14 protein-coding genes, 4 tRNA genes and 1 pseudogene are annotated in these 18,895 nt (G+C 58.5%); 9 read left to right on the top strand and 10 right to left on the bottom strand.

All coding sequences use genetic code 11. From position 1 onward, the window contains the following. Positions 1–88: 88 nt before the first annotated feature. Complete coding sequence (gene rdgC, locus ACTD9P_RS26155; protein ID WP_003172886.1) at positions 89–1,009, bottom strand: recombination-associated protein RdgC; 921 nt, start codon at positions 1,007–1,009, stop codon at positions 89–91. 159 nt (positions 1,010–1,168) lie between these two features. Between rdgC and ACTD9P_RS26150 the strand changes: the two genes are divergently transcribed. After that, positions 1,169–1,244, top strand: a tRNA-Val gene (locus ACTD9P_RS26150). 19 nt (positions 1,245–1,263) lie between these two features. Continuing rightward, positions 1,264–1,340: transfer RNA gene (locus ACTD9P_RS26145), tRNA-Asp, on the top strand. 144 nt (positions 1,341–1,484) lie between these two features. On the opposite strand, the gene ACTD9P_RS26140 is transcribed toward ACTD9P_RS26145, so the two are convergent. The 3 genes from ACTD9P_RS26140 to ACTD9P_RS26130 form a co-directional block, all read right to left on the bottom strand. Then, entirely contained in the window at positions 1,485–3,917 is a 2,433-nt protein-coding gene (locus ACTD9P_RS26140; RefSeq protein WP_438869946.1) for a TonB-dependent siderophore receptor, read from the bottom strand. Between the two features lie 78 nt (positions 3,918–3,995). Further along, the gene (locus ACTD9P_RS26135) at positions 3,996–4,979 is read right to left on the bottom strand and encodes a FecR family protein (RefSeq protein WP_438869945.1); all 984 of its coding nucleotides are present in this window, start codon (positions 4,977–4,979) and stop codon (positions 3,996–3,998) included. A 7-nt stretch (positions 4,980–4,986) separates the two neighbouring features. Next, on the bottom strand, positions 4,987–5,505 hold the full coding sequence (locus ACTD9P_RS26130; protein ID WP_438869944.1) for a sigma-70 family RNA polymerase sigma factor: 519 nt from the start codon (positions 5,503–5,505) through the stop codon (positions 4,987–4,989). A 200-nt stretch (positions 5,506–5,705) separates the two neighbouring features. Between ACTD9P_RS26130 and ACTD9P_RS26125 the strand changes: the two genes are divergently transcribed. Together ACTD9P_RS26125 and ACTD9P_RS26120 are read left to right on the top strand one after the other, a co-directional pair. Continuing rightward, a tRNA-Val gene (locus ACTD9P_RS26125) sits at positions 5,706–5,781 on the top strand. A gap of 19 nt (positions 5,782–5,800) precedes the next feature. Beyond that, a tRNA-Asp gene (locus ACTD9P_RS26120) sits at positions 5,801–5,877 on the top strand. A 163-nt stretch (positions 5,878–6,040) separates the two neighbouring features. Here ACTD9P_RS26120 and ACTD9P_RS26115 read toward each other — a convergent pair. The 4 genes from ACTD9P_RS26115 to ACTD9P_RS26100 all read right to left on the bottom strand — a co-directional run bounded on the left by ACTD9P_RS26115 (position 6,041) and on the right by ACTD9P_RS26100 (position 11,173). Then, entirely contained in the window at positions 6,041–7,369 is a 1,329-nt protein-coding gene (locus ACTD9P_RS26115) for a M10 family metallopeptidase C-terminal domain-containing protein (protein WP_438869943.1), read from the bottom strand. Between the two features lie 269 nt (positions 7,370–7,638). Beyond that, on the bottom strand, positions 7,639–7,842 hold the full coding sequence (locus ACTD9P_RS26110) for a winged helix-turn-helix domain-containing protein (RefSeq protein WP_438869942.1): 204 nt from the start codon (positions 7,840–7,842) through the stop codon (positions 7,639–7,641). 359 nt (positions 7,843–8,201) lie between these two features. Next, on the bottom strand, positions 8,202–9,365 hold the full coding sequence (locus ACTD9P_RS26105; RefSeq protein WP_438869941.1) for a catalase family protein: 1,164 nt from the start codon (positions 9,363–9,365) through the stop codon (positions 8,202–8,204). After that, positions 9,362–11,173: a di-heme-cytochrome C peroxidase gene (locus ACTD9P_RS26100; RefSeq protein ID WP_438869940.1), complete on the bottom strand. Its 1,812-nt coding sequence runs from the start codon at positions 11,171–11,173 to the stop codon at positions 9,362–9,364. The genes ACTD9P_RS26105 and ACTD9P_RS26100 overlap by 4 nt, the downstream gene beginning before the upstream one ends. 258 nt (positions 11,174–11,431) lie before the next feature. Here ACTD9P_RS26100 and bamJ point away from each other — a divergent pair, with 258 nt between their 5' ends. The 4 genes from bamJ (at position 11,432) to ACTD9P_RS26080 (ending at position 13,743) form a co-directional block, all read left to right on the top strand. Further along, complete coding sequence (gene bamJ, locus ACTD9P_RS26095; protein ID WP_078741668.1) at positions 11,432–12,172, top strand: BamJ family beta-barrel-assembly machinery protein; 741 nt, start codon at positions 11,432–11,434, stop codon at positions 12,170–12,172. A gap of 312 nt (positions 12,173–12,484) precedes the next feature. Next, on the top strand, positions 12,485–12,940 hold the full coding sequence (locus tag ACTD9P_RS26090) for a YkvA family protein (protein WP_438869939.1): 456 nt from the start codon (positions 12,485–12,487) through the stop codon (positions 12,938–12,940). Between the two features lie 96 nt (positions 12,941–13,036). After that, the gene (locus ACTD9P_RS26085) at positions 13,037–13,375 is read left to right on the top strand and encodes a helix-turn-helix domain-containing protein (protein ID WP_138815971.1); all 339 of its coding nucleotides are present in this window, start codon (positions 13,037–13,039) and stop codon (positions 13,373–13,375) included. After that, complete coding sequence (locus ACTD9P_RS26080) at positions 13,372–13,743, top strand: hypothetical protein (protein ID WP_005786715.1); 372 nt, start codon at positions 13,372–13,374, stop codon at positions 13,741–13,743. Before ACTD9P_RS26085 ends, ACTD9P_RS26080 begins: the two co-directional genes overlap by 4 nt. On the opposite strand, the gene ACTD9P_RS26075 is transcribed toward ACTD9P_RS26080, so the two are convergent. Continuing rightward, the gene (locus tag ACTD9P_RS26075) at positions 13,740–15,503 is read right to left on the bottom strand and encodes a bifunctional diguanylate cyclase/phosphodiesterase (protein ID WP_438869938.1); all 1,764 of its coding nucleotides are present in this window, start codon (positions 15,501–15,503) and stop codon (positions 13,740–13,742) included. The genes ACTD9P_RS26080 and ACTD9P_RS26075 overlap by 4 nt on opposite strands. 119 nt (positions 15,504–15,622) lie before the next feature. Continuing rightward, positions 15,623–17,705: pseudogene (locus ACTD9P_RS26070) on the bottom strand (carboxy terminal-processing peptidase). A gap of 138 nt (positions 17,706–17,843) precedes the next feature. Here ACTD9P_RS26070 and ACTD9P_RS26065 point away from each other — a divergent pair. Continuing rightward, on the top strand, positions 17,844–18,806 hold the full coding sequence (locus ACTD9P_RS26065; protein ID WP_438869937.1) for a zinc-binding dehydrogenase: 963 nt from the start codon (positions 17,844–17,846) through the stop codon (positions 18,804–18,806). The last annotated feature ends 89 nt before the right edge of the window (positions 18,807–18,895 follow it).

Below are 18,895 nucleotides of genomic sequence, written 5' to 3'. Positions count from 1 at the left end.
CGAATGCGGTGTGTCAGTCAATGCATCGGGTGACTGATCCACCGCATTCGCGAGCAAGCCCGCTCCCACATTTTGATCTTTACATGGCTTAGATGCCTTGTGGGGTTTCTTCGCCGCCCAATGCCTCAACCAGCGCCGGCAGGAACTCACCAAACGTCAGCATCATCAGGGTAAAGCTGGCATCCAGTTGGCCCAATGCCTCGTCGCCGCCGTCCTGTTCCGCCTGGTCTTGCAGCAGGTCTTCGAACTTCAGGCGCTTGACGGTCATTTTGTCGTCGAGCATGAACGACAACTTGTCCTGCCAGGCCAGGGACAATTGCGTCACGACTTTGCCGGTGGTCAGGTGCAGTTGGATCTCTTCGCCGGTCAGGTCCTGGCGCTTGCAACGCACGATGCCGCCGTCTTCGTGGGTGTCGCGCAGTTCGCATTCGTCGAGGACGAAGAAGTCATCGGCCGGCTTCTGCGTGGTGACCCAGTCGGTCATGATCGCCGTTGGTGCGGTTTTAACCGTCAGCGGGCGTACCGGCAGGGTGCCGATCACTTCGCGCAGGGTCGACAGCAAGTCTTCAGCGCGTTTCGGGCTGGCCGAGTTGACCAGGATCAGGCCTTGCTTCGGCGCAATGGCGGCGAAGGTCGACGAGCGACGGATAAAGGCGCGCGGCAGGAAGGCCTGGATGATTTCATCCTTGATCTGGTCGCGTTCCTTCTTATAGACCTTGCGCATTTGCTCGGCCTCGATCTCTTCGACTTTCTCTTTAAGCGCGTCACGCACTACGCTACCCGGCAGGATGCGTTCTTCCTTGCGTGCAGCGATCAGCAGGAAGTCACCGCTGACATGCACCAGGGGAGCGTCTTCACCTTTACCAAAAGGCGCGACGAAACCGTAAGTGGTCAACTCCTGGCTTGCACATGGGCGCGCCAGTTTGGTGGCCATGGCCGCTTCCAACGCCTCGGCATCAACAGGCAGATCTTGGGTCAGGCGATAGATAAGCAGGTTCTTGAACCACATGGGGTGAGTCTCTCCTTTATACAAAGGGGGGCATTATTCTCTTGATCCGGGCTGAGGCCAACCCTGCCTAAGCCATTGGAAGGGCTGAAAAAAAAGATTTAAGAAAGTGCTTGCCAGACTTAAGGTCGCTCCGTAGAATGCGCGCCACACCGAAGCGAAGGGTGATTAGCTCAGCTGGGAGAGCGTCTGCCTTACAAGCAGAATGTCGGCGGTTCGATCCCGTCATCACCCACCATTCGTTTCAAGTGTTTCGCGCAGCGGTAGTTCAGTCGGTTAGAATACCGGCCTGTCACGCCGGGGGTCGCGGGTTCGAGTCCCGTCCGCTGCGCCATATTCGGCAACCTGGAACACTGAACGCCAGGTCACCACAGAAAGCCCGCTCATTGAGCGGGCTTTTTGCTGTCCGGGTCTTGTAAAAACCCAAAAACGCCGCCGATCATTTCCGATGATCGGCGGCGTTTTTTTTATGGGCGGGTCAGAAATCCCAACGTGTTGTCACCATCACGTTGCGCGGCTCGCCATACGCGGCGGAGTTATAGAAGCCGATATTGGTGTAGTAGGACTTGTCGAAGATATTGTTGAGGTTCAGCGTCGCCGACACGTTCTTGGTCACCTGGTAGCGGGTCATCAGGTCAACCAGCCAATAAGCGTCCTGGGAGAACTCTTCATAACCCTTGTGCGGGTTGTTGTAGATATCCTGCCAGCCCACGCTCTGCCAGCGCACACCGCCGCCGACGGTGAGCTTGTCCAGGTTGCCCTTGAGTTTATAGGTGGTGTACAGCTTGACCTGGTCTTCGGGCTCAAAGGTAGAAATCTTCACGTCCTTGTCATCGCGCACGACCTTGTGGGTGTACCCGGCCTGCAACTGCCAGCCCGGCGCAATCTCGCCGGACACTTCCACTTCGTAGCCTTTGGTTACCGCCTTGCTGCTTTTATAAGCGTAGTTGGACGGTATCGGTGTCTGGTTGTTGTACTCGTCGTCGGAGAGCGCACGGTTGGATTCGTGGATTTCAAAGTAGGCGGCGCTGGCGTTGAGGCGGCCGTCGAGGAAGTCGGCTTTGAGGCCAAACTCCCAGTTCTGGCCCTCGTCCGGTTCAAGCAGTTTGTTCTCGCGGTCGCGGTTGTAGTTTTCCTGAGGCATGAAGATATCGGTGTAGCTGGCGTACACCGAATAAGTGTCGTTCAGGTCGTAAACGGCACCCACATACGGCACGAATCGCCCGGACTCGCGGTAGCTCGGGTTGTTGCCGGTGACCTGGTAGTTGACCACGCGCCCGCCCAGCAGCAGCTTGAGGTCGTCGGCGAGGTTCAAGCGCGTGGTGACGTAGGCGCCGGTCTGGCGCACGGTGTCGTCGATCAGTGATTGCGCACTGCCCCAATCCGGCAGCGTGGCGTGGCCGCGCCAGTGGTTGAAGTCGACGGTATTGGGGGCCAGGTTCCAGTAACCCTTGCCTTTCCACTCCGATGCGCTGATGGAGCCGCCCAGTACCAATTCATGCTCGCGACCGCCGAGGCTGAACGGGCCGCTTACATACAGGTCGGCCGAGTCGCTGACGGTGTCACCGGTGTATTTGCCGGAAGTGAGGTTGGCCGTGCCGTCGGGCTGTGGCTGGTCGCCCTGGATCGAGCCCATCAGCGCGTGGTAGCCATTGATCTTGTGATCGAGTTGCAGCTTGCCGACCCAGCCATTACCCAGGTCATGTTCCAGCATGGCGAACACGGTGCGGGTGTATTGCTCCCAACTGCTCCAGTTGGCAGCATTGTTGAACGAGCGCTTGACGCTGTTGCGCTCGCCCTGGGAGTTGATCAGCGGGAAGCTGCCGGACCACGACGATGCGGTCGGCAACGTGTCCTGATAGTCGCCGCCCACGGTCAGCAGGGTGTCGGGTGACAGGTCGAACTCCATGATGCCGTAGTACGTCGGGCTCTTGCGCGAGTAGCGGTCCATGAACGAGCGCTTGTCTTGATAGGCTGCGACGGCTCGGCCGCGCACATTGCCGCTGTCGGTCATCGGGCCGCTTACGTCCAGTTCGCTGCGGTAGTTGTCCCATGAGCCGGCACCGAGGGTGGCGTGGCCCTGGAAATCGGCGGTGGGTTTTTTGCGCACCAGGTTGATCGTCGCTCCCAGTGAGCCGGCGCCGGTGAGCAGGCCGGTGGCGCCTTTGAGCACTTCCACGCGGTCGTAGATCGCCATGTCGCTGAGGGTGTTGCCCGCCGAGTAGGCGATGTTGCGCGCGGTCGAAGGAATGCCGTCGTACTGGAAGTTATTGATCGAAAACCCGCGCGCGTAATAGTTGCTGCGCTCGGTGTCGAAGGCCGACACGGTGATGCCCGGGGTATGGCGCATCACGTCGTCGACGTTGTTCAGGCCAAAGTCATCCATGTGTTGGCGGGTGACCACGCTCACCGATTGCGGGGTTTGTTTGGGTGTCAGAATCAAGCGCGTCGAGGTGGCGATAGTGCCGGGCGTGTAGGAGCCGGTGCCTTCGGTGACGTTACCCAATTGGGTGGCAGTCACCTCGGTGGGGCCTAGTTCCATGCTGCCGCTGCTGGCCGTCGCAATGGCCTGCAGCGCGTACCCCTGCGCACCTTTAACGGCGCGATAGCCACTGCCTTGCAGCAACCGATCAAAGCCGTCCTGTGTGGCAAAGTTGCCCTTCAAGCCTGGGCTTTGCAGGCCTTCAAGTGCCTGGGGCTGGAACACAATCGCCACGCCAGCCTGCTGGGCAAAGCGGTTGAGCGAAGTGCCCAGCGGCCCGGCGGGAATGTCGTAGGCTTGGGCGGCGACGTTGACCGTGTCCGCCTGTGCCAGGTGAGTGCTCAGGGTGGTCGCGGCCAATATGGCCAGGGAAAGCGGCGCACTTTTGAGCAGGCCAAAGCGCCCGCGTGGGTCAGAAGGGGTGTGCATGGTCAGGGCAATCCTTTACGTGTCGAATTACCTTGCTTGACGGGCAACCTCGAAAAAACCGGAAGCAAATGCGAATAATTATTTATTGGGCGCTGTTTCAGGGCTTACGACCATCAGCCAGGGTGTGAAGTGGCGGACCTTGATCGGCAAGGTTTGCGCCAGCAATTGCAGGGCTTGATCGCTGTCATCCAGCGGAATCACCGCCGACACCCGCAGGTTTTGCAGGCTGGCGCGATCAAATTGCAGATAGCCGACCCTATGGCGGGCGATTTCATCCAGCACGTCGGACAACGGTCGGTTTTCCACCACTAACTGATGGCGGCGCCAGGCTTCGTCGACGCTGGCCGGGTCGATACGGCCGCTCAGGCGCACTTCGTTCGAACTCATCAGTGCCTGCGCGCCGGCGTCCACTTCCACTGTCTCCTGGGCATTCGTGCTGTGCGCCGCCACGCGCGACTGCAACATGCTCAGTACGGTGACATCACCCTCACGCTTGACCACAAACCGCGTGCCCAGCGCACGCAGCGTGCCTTGCGGCGTTTGCACGATAAAGGGCCGTGCGCTGTCATGGGCGACTTCCACCAGGATCTCACCTTGCAGCAATTCAATCCGGCGCTGCTGCTGATCGAAATGCAGGTTCGCCGCGCTGATGCCGTTGAGGGTGAGCGTCGAGCCGTCCGCCAGTTGCAGGGTTTGCCACTGACCGGGGCCGTTACGCACATCGGCCATCCACTGTTGCGGATAAGGGCTGACAAGCAACGCCGCCGCAGGAATTGCGAGGCTGCATGCCAGTAGCAGGGCGCGTACCGCGTTTTTTCCGCGGCCCGATTTGTGCTGAGCAAATGCTGCGTTGAGTGCCGCCCGCGCGGGTGATTTTTTTGCGCGCAACGCCTGCATCCGCGCAATCACGGCTTCCATGCGCGCAGCGGCTGCAGCGTATTGCGGGCCTTGTTGCTTCCAGCGTTCGAACGCCATGCGCTGGGCTTCGCTCAAATCACCTTCGTGCAGGCGCAGCAGCCATTCGGCCGCCTGTTCTTCGATTTGCTGATGGGTGTCTGGCATGGGCAGTTCAGGTGTCCATGCTGTGGCCGCAATGCACCAGTGCCTGGATCAGGTACTTGCGCACGGTGCGTTCCGACAGTTTGAGCTGGCGGGCGATTTGTTGCTGGGTCATTTCTTCCAGGTAATACAGCACAAACGCCTGTCGCGAGTATGCGTGCATGCCTTCCAGAATAAACGCGATGTGCTCGAGCGCTTCGAGGGTGGTGTGGATTTGCTCCGGCGACTGGAAACCCTCCAGCGCGTCCACCGTGAGCGCCAACTCTTGCAGGTAAGCCTGCTCAATCTGTTTACGCCGCGCCTGATCGATCAGCAGGCGTCGCGCCGTGGTACTTAAATAAGCACGCGGTTCACGAATGCTTGCCACGGATTCTCGGGTATTGAGAATTCGCGCAAAAGTGTCCTGCGCCAGGTCCGCTGCGTTCTGGCGGCAACCGAGTTTGCGCCGCAACCAACCGAGCAGCCAGCCGTGATGCTCACTGTAGAGCAGGGTTATTTCCCGTTGGAATGGCGGTTCACCCACAGACATAGGCGCGGCTCAGGTGTTATTGAGAATGGTTTTTAATTGTGCCGCCAAGCAGCGTATAAACGCAATAGACTCGCATTTGGCGGCTTGAAGCCCCGTTTTTCGGGGCGCGGAGGGCGTTGGAGAAATTATTTTAAATAAATTGCATTTAAATCAAGACATTGCAGATTTTTGGTGTATTATGCCGCCCACACCGAAGCGAAGGGTGATTAGCTCAGCTGGGAGAGCGTCTGCCTTACAAGCAGAATGTCGGCGGTTCGATCCCGTCATCACCCACCATTCGTTTCAAGTGTTACGCGCAGCGGTAGTTCAGTCGGTTAGAATACCGGCCTGTCACGCCGGGGGTCGCGGGTTCGAGTCCCGTCCGCTGCGCCATATTTGGTAACCTGGAACACTGAACGCCAGGTCACCGCAAGAAGCCCGCTCATTGAGCGGGCTTTTTTTGCAAAAAATTTAAGTCGATTCTCCAGCCTTCCTGATTGCCGATTAATGCTAAGTCGGTGAGGTGAAGTCATCTGCAGTTTTTCTGCCCATTCTACTACTTAGTGATGATATCGCTCATTTGGATACCATCCGCACGCACTTTGAAATCAGGTGCTGAGGGCTGCGCCGGGTTGTAGACGCTCCAGTACCTTACAAAGGATTGTCCATCCGGTGTCCTTTGAATATCCAAGTGGGGAGTTCCGACCGTAAATGTTCCATTATACAACTTCTGGGAAAAACCACTGATGTCCACTTTGTCGGTGCCACTTTTAAAGCCATGAATTATATCGGTGTCTCGAGGCGTAGAATCCCAGGGATTATTGAAGATAACCGTATTTTGGCCACTGCCCACAACGATTAAGTTTTTGACAGTACTTGCAACGATCTTGTTAGTGCCCGAACCCGCTGCAACATCTTCAATGTGCGTACCTCGCGTAATGGCGACGTTATTCGTGAACCCACCAATGCTGGAGAACGTGCCATGATTCAAATTGATATATTGATCATGTGTATCTTTGTCCGCCAAGAGGGTTTCGTCACCGTCCCCGCTGGCTATCGTCATCGTGACGGGGCTATCACTTTGAGTAATGGAATTTGCATCGTAGAATACTTCCTGAAATTTACGCCTGTTCTCAGTGTTAGAGCCATACCTTAACGTGAGTGCACTCATATCATGCATTTGGGCGCGCGTTACGTAATTGCCGTGATAGTCGTGACCTGTTGCCGTTTCCGGGACACTGCTGAGAAGGCTGTAACCTTGAGAGTCTGTAGGGTTTGCAGGTTTATTGCTCTTGTCGTCAGGATTTGGATGAGGCAGGCCCAGTGCATGCAGCAGAGCGTGAGCAAGCGCGTGGCCGCCGCGATTACGGCCGTTGGCCTTTAAATTGCGCGCATCGCCCCTGACATAGGCCTCAGCAGGTTCCTCCGGCTTATCTGGGTTATGTGGAGCGGAAGCATTTTCCGGAAAGTTGACCTGAACCAGGTTTTTGCCGTTCGATGGGACCGGCGCGAAGTTACCAAAATTTATAGTGCCGTCAGGTTTTTCCAGTGTGCCTTTGTCATGGAATACCAAGTTTGTTTCGAAGCTGATATCGATCATTTGATCAATAAGTTCCTGTTTCTGCTCGGCGCTCAGTTCTGAGTGGCCGGTAAGTCCCAGTTTTTTGAAGTAGCTGCCAGGGCCTGCGGAAAAGTCCACTTCGATATCTATTTTTCCATTTCCATCTTTGTCTATCCAGCGCGAAGACCGTGTGGCCAAATTATCTACGCCGTTCCAGTATGAGTCGGCGGCAGGGCGCGTGTCGGGATCAGTGTTTGGACTGGGTAGATTATCCACTTGTGTAACAATCGGCGGCGACATTGGGACTGAGGGATTAACGTTCATAGCGATCACCTGGCAACTCGTGATATGGAATGGTTCGGTTGAACGTATCCAGTCTACGAGGGGCATTGAGCTTTATGAAAGATCTGAGTCATTAGGGAATGTTTCTTTATGGGGGCGCACAGTTCCAACAATATAATGCATAACATGAAGTGCTGGTTTGGGAGAGCTCCTACATCTAGTGCGAGTGAATTCAGGTACGTGAGTCAAACCTGGCGCGTGCTTTTTTCGGTGATTTTTATTAGCGCTTTGGAACAGGGCGGCGGCGCACATCAGTTCATGCCCATTAACCGATAACCCACCTGCAACTCGGTAATAAAACGCTGTGGCTGCGCCGGGTCGGTCTCCGGTATCTGCCGCAAGTGCACCCTGTGCGCACGCAAATAGTGCGGGCGGTCGCCGTAATCGAGGCTCCGCACGTCGAGCAGCAATTGCCGATGTGTCAGCACCCAGCCCTGGCGGCGTTGCAACAGCATGCTTCCAAAGGCGTAGGTCAGCGCCGACGGGATCAACCTTGAAAGTCTGGGGTTCGGCTGATTTCGACGATCAGCTTATTTGGCTTTCTTTTTCTTCTCGCTGCGGGTAGCGAGGTGTTCGAAACAAAACGCGGCGGTGCCGAAGAGCGCAATCATTGACAGGACGAGCATGCCTAAAGTTGAACTTTCCACGATAACTTCCTACGGGTTTGGGAGGTAGGAGGTGACGGTAGAGTTTGGGGTTTGGTTGTTCAATAGAGGCGACGTAATCGTTATGGGGAACTTCGGATTTATACGGATTCTTTACGGCCGGCTTGAAGGTGATCGTTCCCACGCAGAGCGTGAGAACGATCATGACCTCACAAGTTGCGACTATGCCGATAGTCGCTCACCGCTTCATACACCGCCTTACGCAACCGGTTGATCCCACCAATCGGCCGATGCGCCTCCAACCCGAACCACGGGTTGAACGACTGGTTATCACAGGCAAGATTCAACGCGGGCGTATCAAAGTCCTGCGCAGCAATCCGCACTTTGGCCACCGTCTCATAAGCCGCATCACTCTCTTTCCATTCGATGCTGGTGTCTTCGATCGGCATGAACTTCTGCGGATTCTGCCGCTGAATCTGCAACACAAAACACGCGGGCACGCGGTCGGTGGACAGCTGCTGGTTCAGCGCACTGCGCAGAAAGTTCGGCAGGTCCTGATTCTGCTTGGGCAGCACATATTCAGGGCAACTCTGTGGGTCAGGCGCTACACGAAACTTGGCATTTGCCGCGCCAAATTTGTAGGGCGAAACTGAAAAATACGTAGTCTGCGTCGGGCTCGCCGGTGCGGGCGCCAGGGTGGCCAGGGCGATAAACAGGTGACGTACCTGCCAGCTGCGTGGGTCGGCTGTGGGAAAGAACGCCAGTACCTTTTTGCCGTCAGCCTGGGCGCCGATGTTCTGCGCGTATTCGGCCACATCACTGACAAAAAAGTTCGGGTGACTGAACATCACGAAGTCCTGTTCCGTGCGCGCCTGTTGGTCGGCCATCAACTGTTTGCCCGGCACATCCAGCAGCTTGATCGCCATGCCCCGCGCATCGCGGATGCTGTCGAACTGCGGGTAGGCGTTGCCGTTGGACAGGCGCATCTGCGCCTGCCAGGTCTTGCCCGGTTCAGCGAATACGCCTTGGCGCAGCGCCGGGTCGAGGTCCGCCAGCACGCTGACTTCCGCCTTCACACAGCCGTGGGCCTTGGCATGCGCGTCACGCAGGTAGCGCGTGCCTTCGCGATGCTGATCGACGATACGCACCGCCGTCTGGATGATGCCTTGGGTCATGGCGGTTTCGCCGGGCGGGATCTGTTCATCCGGCGACACCGGGCCGCTGTGTTGCCAGGCGAACCAGGCTGTGGCGATCAGCCAGCCCAGCAGCCCCAAACCTACCAGCCATAGCAGGGTTTTACCGAGAAAGGCGCCCAGGCGCAGCCAGAGGCGTGCGAGCAGCGAACGTTGGTTGTATTGAGATCGGATAATCATGGCAGTGGTTGCTCCAGCGGGCCGCCCAGCACTTTGAGGTATTCCAGCAGCGCCCAGCGTTCCTGCGGCAGCAGGCCACGGCCGATCACGCCATTGCCACGTTTGCCGTCACGGAATTCGTGACCGCTGTTGTGGTTGCCGGTGATTTTGGTATCGAACAAAAACGCGTTTTTGAACGCACCTGTTTCAAAGCCCAAGTGACGTGGGTCGTAATTGAACGTGCCTTTGTAGAAGGTGGTGCTGCGCTCGTCCTGGGGCGAGAGCAATTGGTAGATCGTCGGCACCGAGCCGTTGTGCAGGAACGGCGGCGTGGCCCACACGCCGGCCAGCGGTCGGGCCTTGTAGGCGCGCAATTCACGCACGCCGATGGGCAAGCCAAAACCGTCCAGGCCGGGGCGTTCGGCCGGGGTTACACCGGCAGCGCGGTAGGCGTGCTCTTCGACAAAGGCGGTGACGTAGGCCAGGCCTTGGGCCACGGACAGGTTGTGCAGGTCCAGCGGCGCGGTGGGCGTGGGGTGCAGCTCGACATTAAGCTTGGCCAGCTCGGCCGGGTCCCACTGCAGGGCGCTGAGGTCGTAGCGCTGGTCGGCGATGTTATTGGCCGTGCCTGGGTCGGTACCGATGTAGTCCACGGGCAGCATCTTCAGTTGCTGCACTGGGCGGCCGTTTTCCTGAGTGACCGCTGGCACATGGCAACCGGCGCAGTTCTCGGCGAACAGCGCGCGGCCTTGCGCGGCGAGAGGCTTGTCGATGGCGCCGAACAGGTCTTGCGGCCAGGTCGGCGGCTTGAGGCGTTGCAGGGTTTCTTCGATCCGGTTGAGGTCGCGCACGCGCACGCTGGAAGGGTAGCGCGCATCGCCCTGAAGGGGTTGGCCGGCCGCGTCGAAAAAGTCCAGGGTGGCGCCTACGCCCAAGGCCTCGCCGATGTTGCGCGCCATGGGCTGCTGAGCCGAGCCGTTCCATTGCACCCAGTCGAAGGTCCAGATGTCCCACAGGTGCGGGTAGTCCACCGGCGCATTGGCGACCCGGTAGTTAGCCGGCGAGATGGCATCGCCAAAGCTGGCGTTGGCGATGCGGCCAAATGCGTCGGTGCGGCCCGGGCCTTCTTCGGTGGGGTAGAGGCCACGGTGCGTGTCGTTCCAGGCAACTTTAAGGAACTGGTTCAGCGACTGCTTGAAGTCCTGACGCAGTTGTTGCTTGTGGTGATCGTCATAGTCGTGGCCGAGCACGTTATGGGCGAAGCGATCGAATTTCCAGGGCAAGTAGTAGGTGGCGGCAAGGCTGGCCACCAGCGCCTGGCCGAAACTGCCACCGCGCAAGGTCGGTACGCTGGATGGCAGCACATGCTGGGCCGAGCCACCGTCGATGCGCAGCGCCTGGTTTTTGAAATGCAGCTCGCCGGTGTGGCAGGCGGCGCAGGTGATATCCAGATACTGCACCTGGCTGCCGGCGTTCTGGTGCCGGGCGAAACCCACCGGCAGGTTGCCGGGGTTTTGTGCGCTGGGCACCTGCTTGGGGTCGACCAGAAAGCCGAAGCGTGCGAGGTAGTCGGGTGTGGCAAAACGCTGGTCCGAGAACGGCAGCTCCAGAGCGGTGAACCAGTCGTAATGCAGGCCTTTTACCTGGGTGCCCTGGGGCGTGAAGTAGTAGGTCTGGCGATCGGCTTCGCTCCATTGTTCCTGATAGTGCACCTGCTCCACGGGCACGTAATCCGGCAGCTTGGGGTTGAGGGTGTAATAGAGCACCACGGCCAGCAGCAGGCCGAATGCTAGAAGTATCAGCATTAATACACGGGAAAAAATGCGCAAGATGGCTATCCTTGTCTCGGCCTTGTCGAGTTGTAGCGTTCTTATGCCATTGCGTCACAGGTGCGGCAAGTGGCCAGCAGCCTGGTTGCGGATGGTCCCGCGATCCTTCGCGGGCCTCCATAATGAATGAAAATGCTTTTAAACACGTGAACTTATCAGAAGTTTCCTGCTCACATGCCGGTAGCCATTGGTCGTGGCCGCCTGATAAGCTCGCGACTTTACTCGAATGCCCTTTTGGCGCACGAACAAGGAAATAGCATGAAACAGCATCGGTTGGCGGCGGCGGTGGCCCTGGTTAGCCTGGTACTTGCGGGTTGTGATTCGCAGACCAGCGTAGAGCTGAAAACCCCGGCGCAGAAAGCTTCCTACGGCATCGGCCTGAACATGGGCAAAAGCCTTGCTCAAGAAGGCATGGATGACCTGGACTCCAAAGCGGTAGCCCAAGGCATCGAAGATGCCGTCGGCAAGAAAGAACAGAAGCTGAAGGACGACGAACTGGTTGAAGCGTTTGCCGCACTGCAAAAACGTGCTGAAGAACGCATGACCAAAATGAGCGAAGAGTCGGCAACCGCCGGCAAGAAATTCCTCGAAGACAACGCCAAGAAAGACGGCGTAGTCACCACCGCTTCCGGTCTGCAATACAAGATCGTGAAGAAGGCCGACGGCGCACAGCCCAAGCCGACCGACGTAGTGACTGTTCACTACACCGGCAAGCTCACCAACGGCACCACTTTTGACAGCTCCGTAGATCGCGGCAGCCCGATTGACCTGCCGGTCAGCGGCGTGATCCCGGGTTGGGTCGAAGGCCTGCAACTGATGCACGTGGGCGAGAAGGTCGAGTTGTACATTCCGTCCGACCTGGCCTACGGCGCACAGAGCCCGAGCCCGGCGATTCCAGCCAACTCCGTGCTGGTATTCGACCTGGAACTGCTGGCCATCAAGGACCCAGCCAAGGCTGAAGCCCCTGACGCACCTGCGGCCCCAGCTGCCAAGAAGTAATCGGCACCTGAACACACAACGCCCCGTTTTTACGGGGCGTTGTTGTTTCTGGCGTTTGCTGATCTGCGCCTTTGCAAATCCAATCGAACATCCCCAACCTGTAACAGTCTGATATAAGACTCGAGCACGGGTAGCCGCACATCAATGCCAAGTCAATGAATTCTTGGGTTTTTTTTATGTGCGCAAAAAACGCCCGATCTGACTGCAAGCCTTGTAAATCGCGGCTTTCAGCCGATAAAACAGGCTCTGTTCACAAGGTTATCCACAATTTGTGTGGATAACCTTTTATGTCGCCTGGAACTGGAGTGACCGATGAAACCACCCTTCAATTTCACCCGTTTCCTGCCCATGGCCGCACGCCTGCTCGGTCGTGGGCGCTTGCCGACCCTGCTGTTTGCCGTGGCCGCCAAAGGCTCAAGCCAGGGCAACCGGCTGGGTAAGCTCAAGGATGAGCTCAAATTGCTCCAGGCCCTTTGCCTGGCTTACTGGCGCGGTGAGTACCGGGCCATCAGCCCCAAGGCGCTGATCTCGGTAGTGGCGGGATTGATGTACTTCCTCAGCCCGATTGACGCGATCCCGGATTTTATCCCGGTGTTCGGCATGCTCGACGACATTGCCGTACTGGCATGGGTCATGAAGACCCTGGACGGCGAACTGAGCGCGTTTCGCGCCTGGCGCGACGCCCAGCGCCCGGAAAAACTCGCGGTGGTTGAGCGGCTGCCTGCGACGCCTGCGCTGCTGGCCGAGGAAAACCCGCAAAAAAACTGAACACGCTTATATCCCCCTGCGACCTTTGTGGCTGTTAGGATTACACTTCTAAGGAAAGAACTTACTTAGTAAGTGTTGTTATCCTACGGGGCAGTCATGGATATTCAGATAATTTCACGCGATGGCGCACCCGAGTATGCGGTGCTGCCATGGGATCAGTACCAGGCGCTACTAAAAGCTGCCGGTCAGCAACAGCCTACAGCCACTCCTTCTTCTACCGCTCAGGTCGCGCCCGATCAGGCTTTGCGCCCGCTCGCCGACCTGCGCGGTCTGCGTGAAGCCAAAGGCTTGGCTATTGAAAGCCTGGCCCGCACCGTGGGCATCAGCCCTTCGTATCTCGGATTGATTGAAAGTGGTGAACGCCAGCCGGATGCCGCCATCCGCCGCAGCCTGGCCTGGGAATTGGGCGTTGCAGGTTGGAGGGATGAATCTTGAGTCTTCGAATCAGTCGTCAACACTGGGATGGGTTACTTAACGAACTGGACCAGGCGCGCCGCCAGCGCCATTTGCTCACCTACCGTGCGCTGCTGGAGCGCCTTCAATTTCCCACGCCGGCCATGCAAACCCTGGCCGCTGCCCTCGAGCACCTGGCCGCGCTGGACGCCAAGGCCGAGCAGCCCTTGCGCAGCTCGCTGGTGATCAGCCAGGGCGCCAGCCGCTTGCCGCGTACCGGTTTCTTTGAATGTGTGGAGCGCCTGGGGCGGTTCAGCGGGCCGTCCGATGGTGTGGCTGCTGCGTCCTGGCATGCTTCGGAAGTGGTGCGGGTGTTCGAGTACGAGTACCCGGAGTCCGCCGAGGCCTAAACGGGCAGGCAGTCCATGCTGTCGATCACATGGATGCTGTAGCCGGCGATGTCTTTGGCGTGGTGCTTGGCTTGCGAGGCCAGCTCCGCCAACTGGCTGGCATCCAGTTGTGCACAGGCCTGTGGATACAAATGCACCACGCCGATCGACAACGACAACAAGGCGAACTCCTGGCGCACGCCCTGACGGTTCAATGCCACGAAGCAACCGGCGTCCAAGTGTTCGGCGCGGTAGAAACGTCGGCATTGGGTGTGAAAGTCATCCAGTAACTGGTTGAGCCGCTTGCGCCAATCCTGCGGGCCGAGCACCAGCAAAAAATCATCACCGCCGATATGCCCGACAAAATCGCGGCTGGGGTCAACCCGATCGTTCAAGCACTGCGCCAGGCACAACAACACCTCATCCCCGCGTCCATAGCCGTAGATATCGTTGAAGGGCTTGAAGCTGTCGATATCCACGTAGCAGATCACTGACTCGCGCTGTTGCTGCAGCAACCGTGTCAGGCATTGCTGAATCGGCACGTTGCCCGGCAGCAGCGTCAGCGGGTTGGCATAACGTGCCTGCTGAATCTTAAGCTCGGTGATCAACTTGAGTACGTCAATTACCCGGCCCAGGCCCAGGTAGTCACCGTTGAGGGTGATGATGAAGTCTTCCTCGATGCGTTGCCGCGCACGGCTGGTGAGCAGGCGGCTGACCTGCTGCAAGGATTGGCTCAACTCCACCGCCAGGAAGTCATCGCTCATCAAGCGGCTGATGGGTTTACGCGCGAACAGGTCGGTGGCGAAGGGCTTGAGCAGTGCGTCCGACAACGAATGCCGGTGCACGATGCCGACCGGGTGGCCGCGCCCATCCAGTACGGCCAACGAGTTGAGGTTGGCCTGACGACGGAAGGATTCCAGTACCTGAGCGGTGGCGGTGTCCTGATCCACCGCCGGTTGCTCGTTGAGCAAGGCGCTGAGGTCACTGCCTTCTTCGCTGAGGGTGATGTTGGTGTGGTCCTGCTTGGGCAACATCAGGCGCGCTTCCTGGGGCGGTTGTTCCTGGGGCCGGCAAAGCAGGTAGCCCTGGACCAGATCAACGCCCATTTCCGTCAACACCGCCAACTCCTCCGGCAGCTCGATACCTTCGGCAATCACCTGGGCACGGGATGCCTTGGCGATTTGCAGGATAGAGCCGACGAACTCGCGCTTGAGCGCATCCTGATGGATGCCGTCGATAAAGTGCCGGTCGATTTTCACATAGTCCGGGCGCAGCTCCGACCACAAGCGCAGGCTCGAATACCCGGCGCCCAAGTCATCCAGGGCGATGGCAAACCCCATGTCGCGGTAATGATGCAGCGCGGTTTGCAGCAGGTCGAAGTCGTCGGTGGGCGTTTGCTCGGTGAGTTCGATCACCACCTGGCTTGGCGGGATGCCGAAGTCACGCAACAACTGCAGAGTGCGGCCAGGTTGATGCGCCGTCTCCATCAAGGACTCCGGGGAGATATTCAGGAACAGCTTGCCCGGCAGCTTCTGCTCGCTGAAGCGTCGGCAGGCACTTTCGCGGCAGGCCATTTCCAGCTCGCTGAGGCGCCCGGCATGGCTGGCCACGCTGAACAGGGCGACGGGGGAGTGCAAGGGGCTGTTGGACGGGCCACGGCTGAGCGCTTCGTAGCCGAGGATGCGTCGTTCGGACAGACAAATGATCGGTTGGAACAGGCTGTGTAAACTGCCTTGAGCCAGGATTGAGCCCAATGCATTCAGCTGTTCGGTCATGGTCATGGCGATCTCGATCGAAAAAAAAGGACCGCAGGCTTAACGCCTGCGGTCCCTTTATTTCACGACAGAATGATGTCTATATGATGACACTCCGGGGAGCGCTCACATTAAATCGCCATCATTTACTGCTTGGCCACCTGTTTGCTGATTTTCAGGTAGTCCAGCAGCACCCGGCCTGTCTCGGACAGGTAGGCGTCGTCTTCCGGCTTGGTTTTTTCCGGCTCGGCCGGCAGCGCATCTTCATCTTCTTTCTTCAGTTCTTTGAGCGGGTCTTCGCCTTTGGCCTTGCGGCGGGCGTTTTCCAGCACAAGCTGCTGATTTTCGATGCTGGTGTGCTGAGCACGACGATCGACTTCGTTGAGGCTGACGGTTTTTTCTTCCATCAGCTTCTTGGCCAAGGCCAGTTTGTCACGGATAAACACGAACTCGGCATCCTTGGCGGAGCGGGTCTCGTGGTCAGCCTTCAACTGCGTCAGGTACGGCTTGAACGGGTCCGAAGCCGGCTTGATCGCAGGGCGGATGGTGTCCCATGGCATTGCCTCAGGCAGCGCGCTCTCGCCGATTTCCTTGGTGTCGATGATCGACGGGAAATCCACATCCGGCAATACGCCCTGGTGCTGGGTGCTCTGCCCGGAAACCCGGTAGAACTTGGCAATGGTCAGCTTCAGTTCGCCATGGTTGAGCGGCTGAATGGTCTGCACGGTGCCCTTACCGAAGGTCTGGCCGCCGACGATCAACGCGCGGTGGTAGTCCTGCATGGCACCGGCGAAAATCTCCGAAGCCGAGGCCGAGAGGCGGTTGACCAGCAACGCCATCGGGCCTTTGTAGAATGCGCCTGGGTTCTCGTCTTCCAGCACGTCGACACGGCCATCTGCGTTGCGAACCAGCACGGTCGGGCCTTTATCGATAAACAGGCTGGTCAGCTCGGTGGCTTCCTGCAGGGAACCGCCGCCGTTGTTGCGCAGGTCGATGACCACGCCGTCGACTTTCTCTTTCTGCAGCTCAGTCAGGATTTTCTTCACGTCACGGGTGGTGGACTTGTAGTCCGGGTCACCGGCGCGGAACGCTTTGAAGTCCAGGTAGAACGCAGGAATCACCACCACGCCCAGTTTGTAGTCCTTGCCATCCTGCTTGAGGTTGAGGACTTGCTTCTGCACGGCCTGATCTTCGAGCTTCACCGCTTCACGGGTGATGGACACGATCTTGCTGGTCTGGTCGTTCGGCGCATTGGTGTGCGGAATCACTTCCAGACGCACCACGCTGCCTTTCGGCCCACGGATCAGCTTGACCACTTCGTCCAGGCGCCAGCCGACCACGTCGACCATTTCTTTGTCACCCTGGGCGACGCCGATGATCTTGTCGGCCGGTGCAACCTGCTTGGTCTTGTCGGCCGGACCTGCCGGCACCAGACGCACGATTTTGACCTGGTCATTGTCGCTTTGCAGGACGGCACCGATGCCTTCCAGCGACAGACTCATGTTGATATCAAAATTTTCGGCGTTATCTGGCGACAGATAATTGGTGTGCGGGTCGTAGGACATTGCGAAGGTGTTGATGTAGGCCTGGAAGATATCTTCGGCGCGGGTCTGATCCAGACGTGCCAGCTGATTCTTGTAGCGCTTGGTCAACAGTTCTTGAATGGCCTTGGGCTCTTTGCCGGCGATCTTCAGACGCAGCACTTCGTCCTTGACGCGTTTGCGCCACAGGTCGTCGAGGGCGGCGGTGCTGGTCAGCCAAGGCGCGTCCTTGCGATCCACCAAAAGGGTTTCCTTCTGGGTGAAGTCGAGCTTGTCGACGCCTTTGTTCAGCTCACCCAAGGCGAAGTCCAGGCGCGCTTTGACGCGATCCAGGTAGCGCTTGTAGATGGTGAACGCAGGCTGCAGGTCGCCGCTCTTGAGGAAGTCGTCGAACTGGGTCTTCCACTTGTCGAACTCAGCGATATCGCTGGCGAGGAAGTAGCTGCGCGACGGGTCCAGCAGCTTGAGGTAGCTGTCGTAGATGATCACCGAGCGCGCGTCGTCCAACGGCGGCTTGCTGTAGTGATGGCGCTTGAGCAACTCGACGACGTTAAGGCTGGCAATCACCTCATCGCGATCAGGCTGAAGATTGTCCCAGCTATTGGCTGCGAACGTATTGGTCGACATCGACGCAAAGCCGAGACCAATGAAAAAAAGCGAGGGCGGTACTGGGGAACAAATGCTTCATGCTGATTCGACGCGGGGGCAATTGATAACGCATATTAGGCCGTCTTTGAGGGAGCCGGTTCCATATGATCCGGTCGCATAATGCAAAAAGCCCGGCGCTACAGCTACGGGCTCAGTCCAGACTCACTATGGAGGCACTGTGAAAGCATTGCAAGGCGTTGAAGGTCATGTGGAGTGGATGGAAGAACCCAGTCCTACCTGCGATGTAGGCCAAGTTCGCATTCGTGTGGCGGCCGCGGGCCTTAATCGCGCCGATTTATTACAACGTGCGGGGCTTTATCCGCCACCTCCAGGCGCCAGCCAAGTGCTGGGCCTGGAGTGTTCCGGGGTGATCAGCGAGGTGGGCGCGGGCTCTTCCTGGCAGGTTGGCGACCGCGTTTGCGCGCTGCTGGCCGGCGGCGGCATGGCCGAAGAAGTGGTGGTGGATGCCCGTCATGTGCTGCCGGTGCCGGAAGGTTTGTCGTTGACCGAAGCGGCGGCGTTGCCCGAGGTGTACAGCACGGCGTGGCTGAATCTGTTCCAGTTGGCGGGCCTCAAGCCCGGCGAAAAGGTCTTGCTGCACGCGGGCGCCAGCGGCGTGGGCTCGGCGGCGATCCAGCTGTGCAAGGCGTTCGGCAGCCCGTGCTGGGTCAGCGTCGGCTCGGCAGAACGCCTGGCTTACTGCGAACAACTCGGTGCCCAGGGCGGCGTGGTGCGTACCGACGGCCTTGAAGGGCTGCGCGATTTCGGGCCGTTCGACGTGATCCTCGACCCGGTCGGCGGCAATTATGCGGCGATGGATCTGAAGCTGCTGGCCTTGGATGGGCGCTGGGTGTTGATCGGTTTGATGGGCGGCCGGGATGCGCAACTGGACCTGGCGCAGGTGCTGGGCAAGCGCATCCAGCTGCTGGGTTCGACCCTGCGCAGCCGCAGCGATCAGTTCAAGGCAGACCTGTTCAGCGACTTGAGCCAGCATGTGTGGCCGCTGTTTGTTGAAGGGCGCTTGAGCCCGCAACTGGCCAAGACTTTTGCGATCAAGGACGCCGAGGCAGCGTTTGCCGAGCTTGCGACCAACCGGATTTCCGGCAAGTTGGTGTTGGTGATAGACGAGACCCTGGTCTGATCTCAGCCTAAGGCTGCAATGAGATCAAAATGTGGGAGCGGGCTTGCTCGCGAAAGCGGTTTGTCAGTGAAGAATGTTTCATCTGGCAC

Source organism: Pseudomonas onubensis (genome assembly GCF_965653655.1).
In the GTDB taxonomy this organism is placed as follows: Bacteria; Pseudomonadota; Gammaproteobacteria; order Pseudomonadales; family Pseudomonadaceae; genus Aquipseudomonas.
The sequence above is the reverse complement of the archived record's forward strand: the minus strand, read 5'-3'. Positions and strand labels throughout refer to the sequence as shown.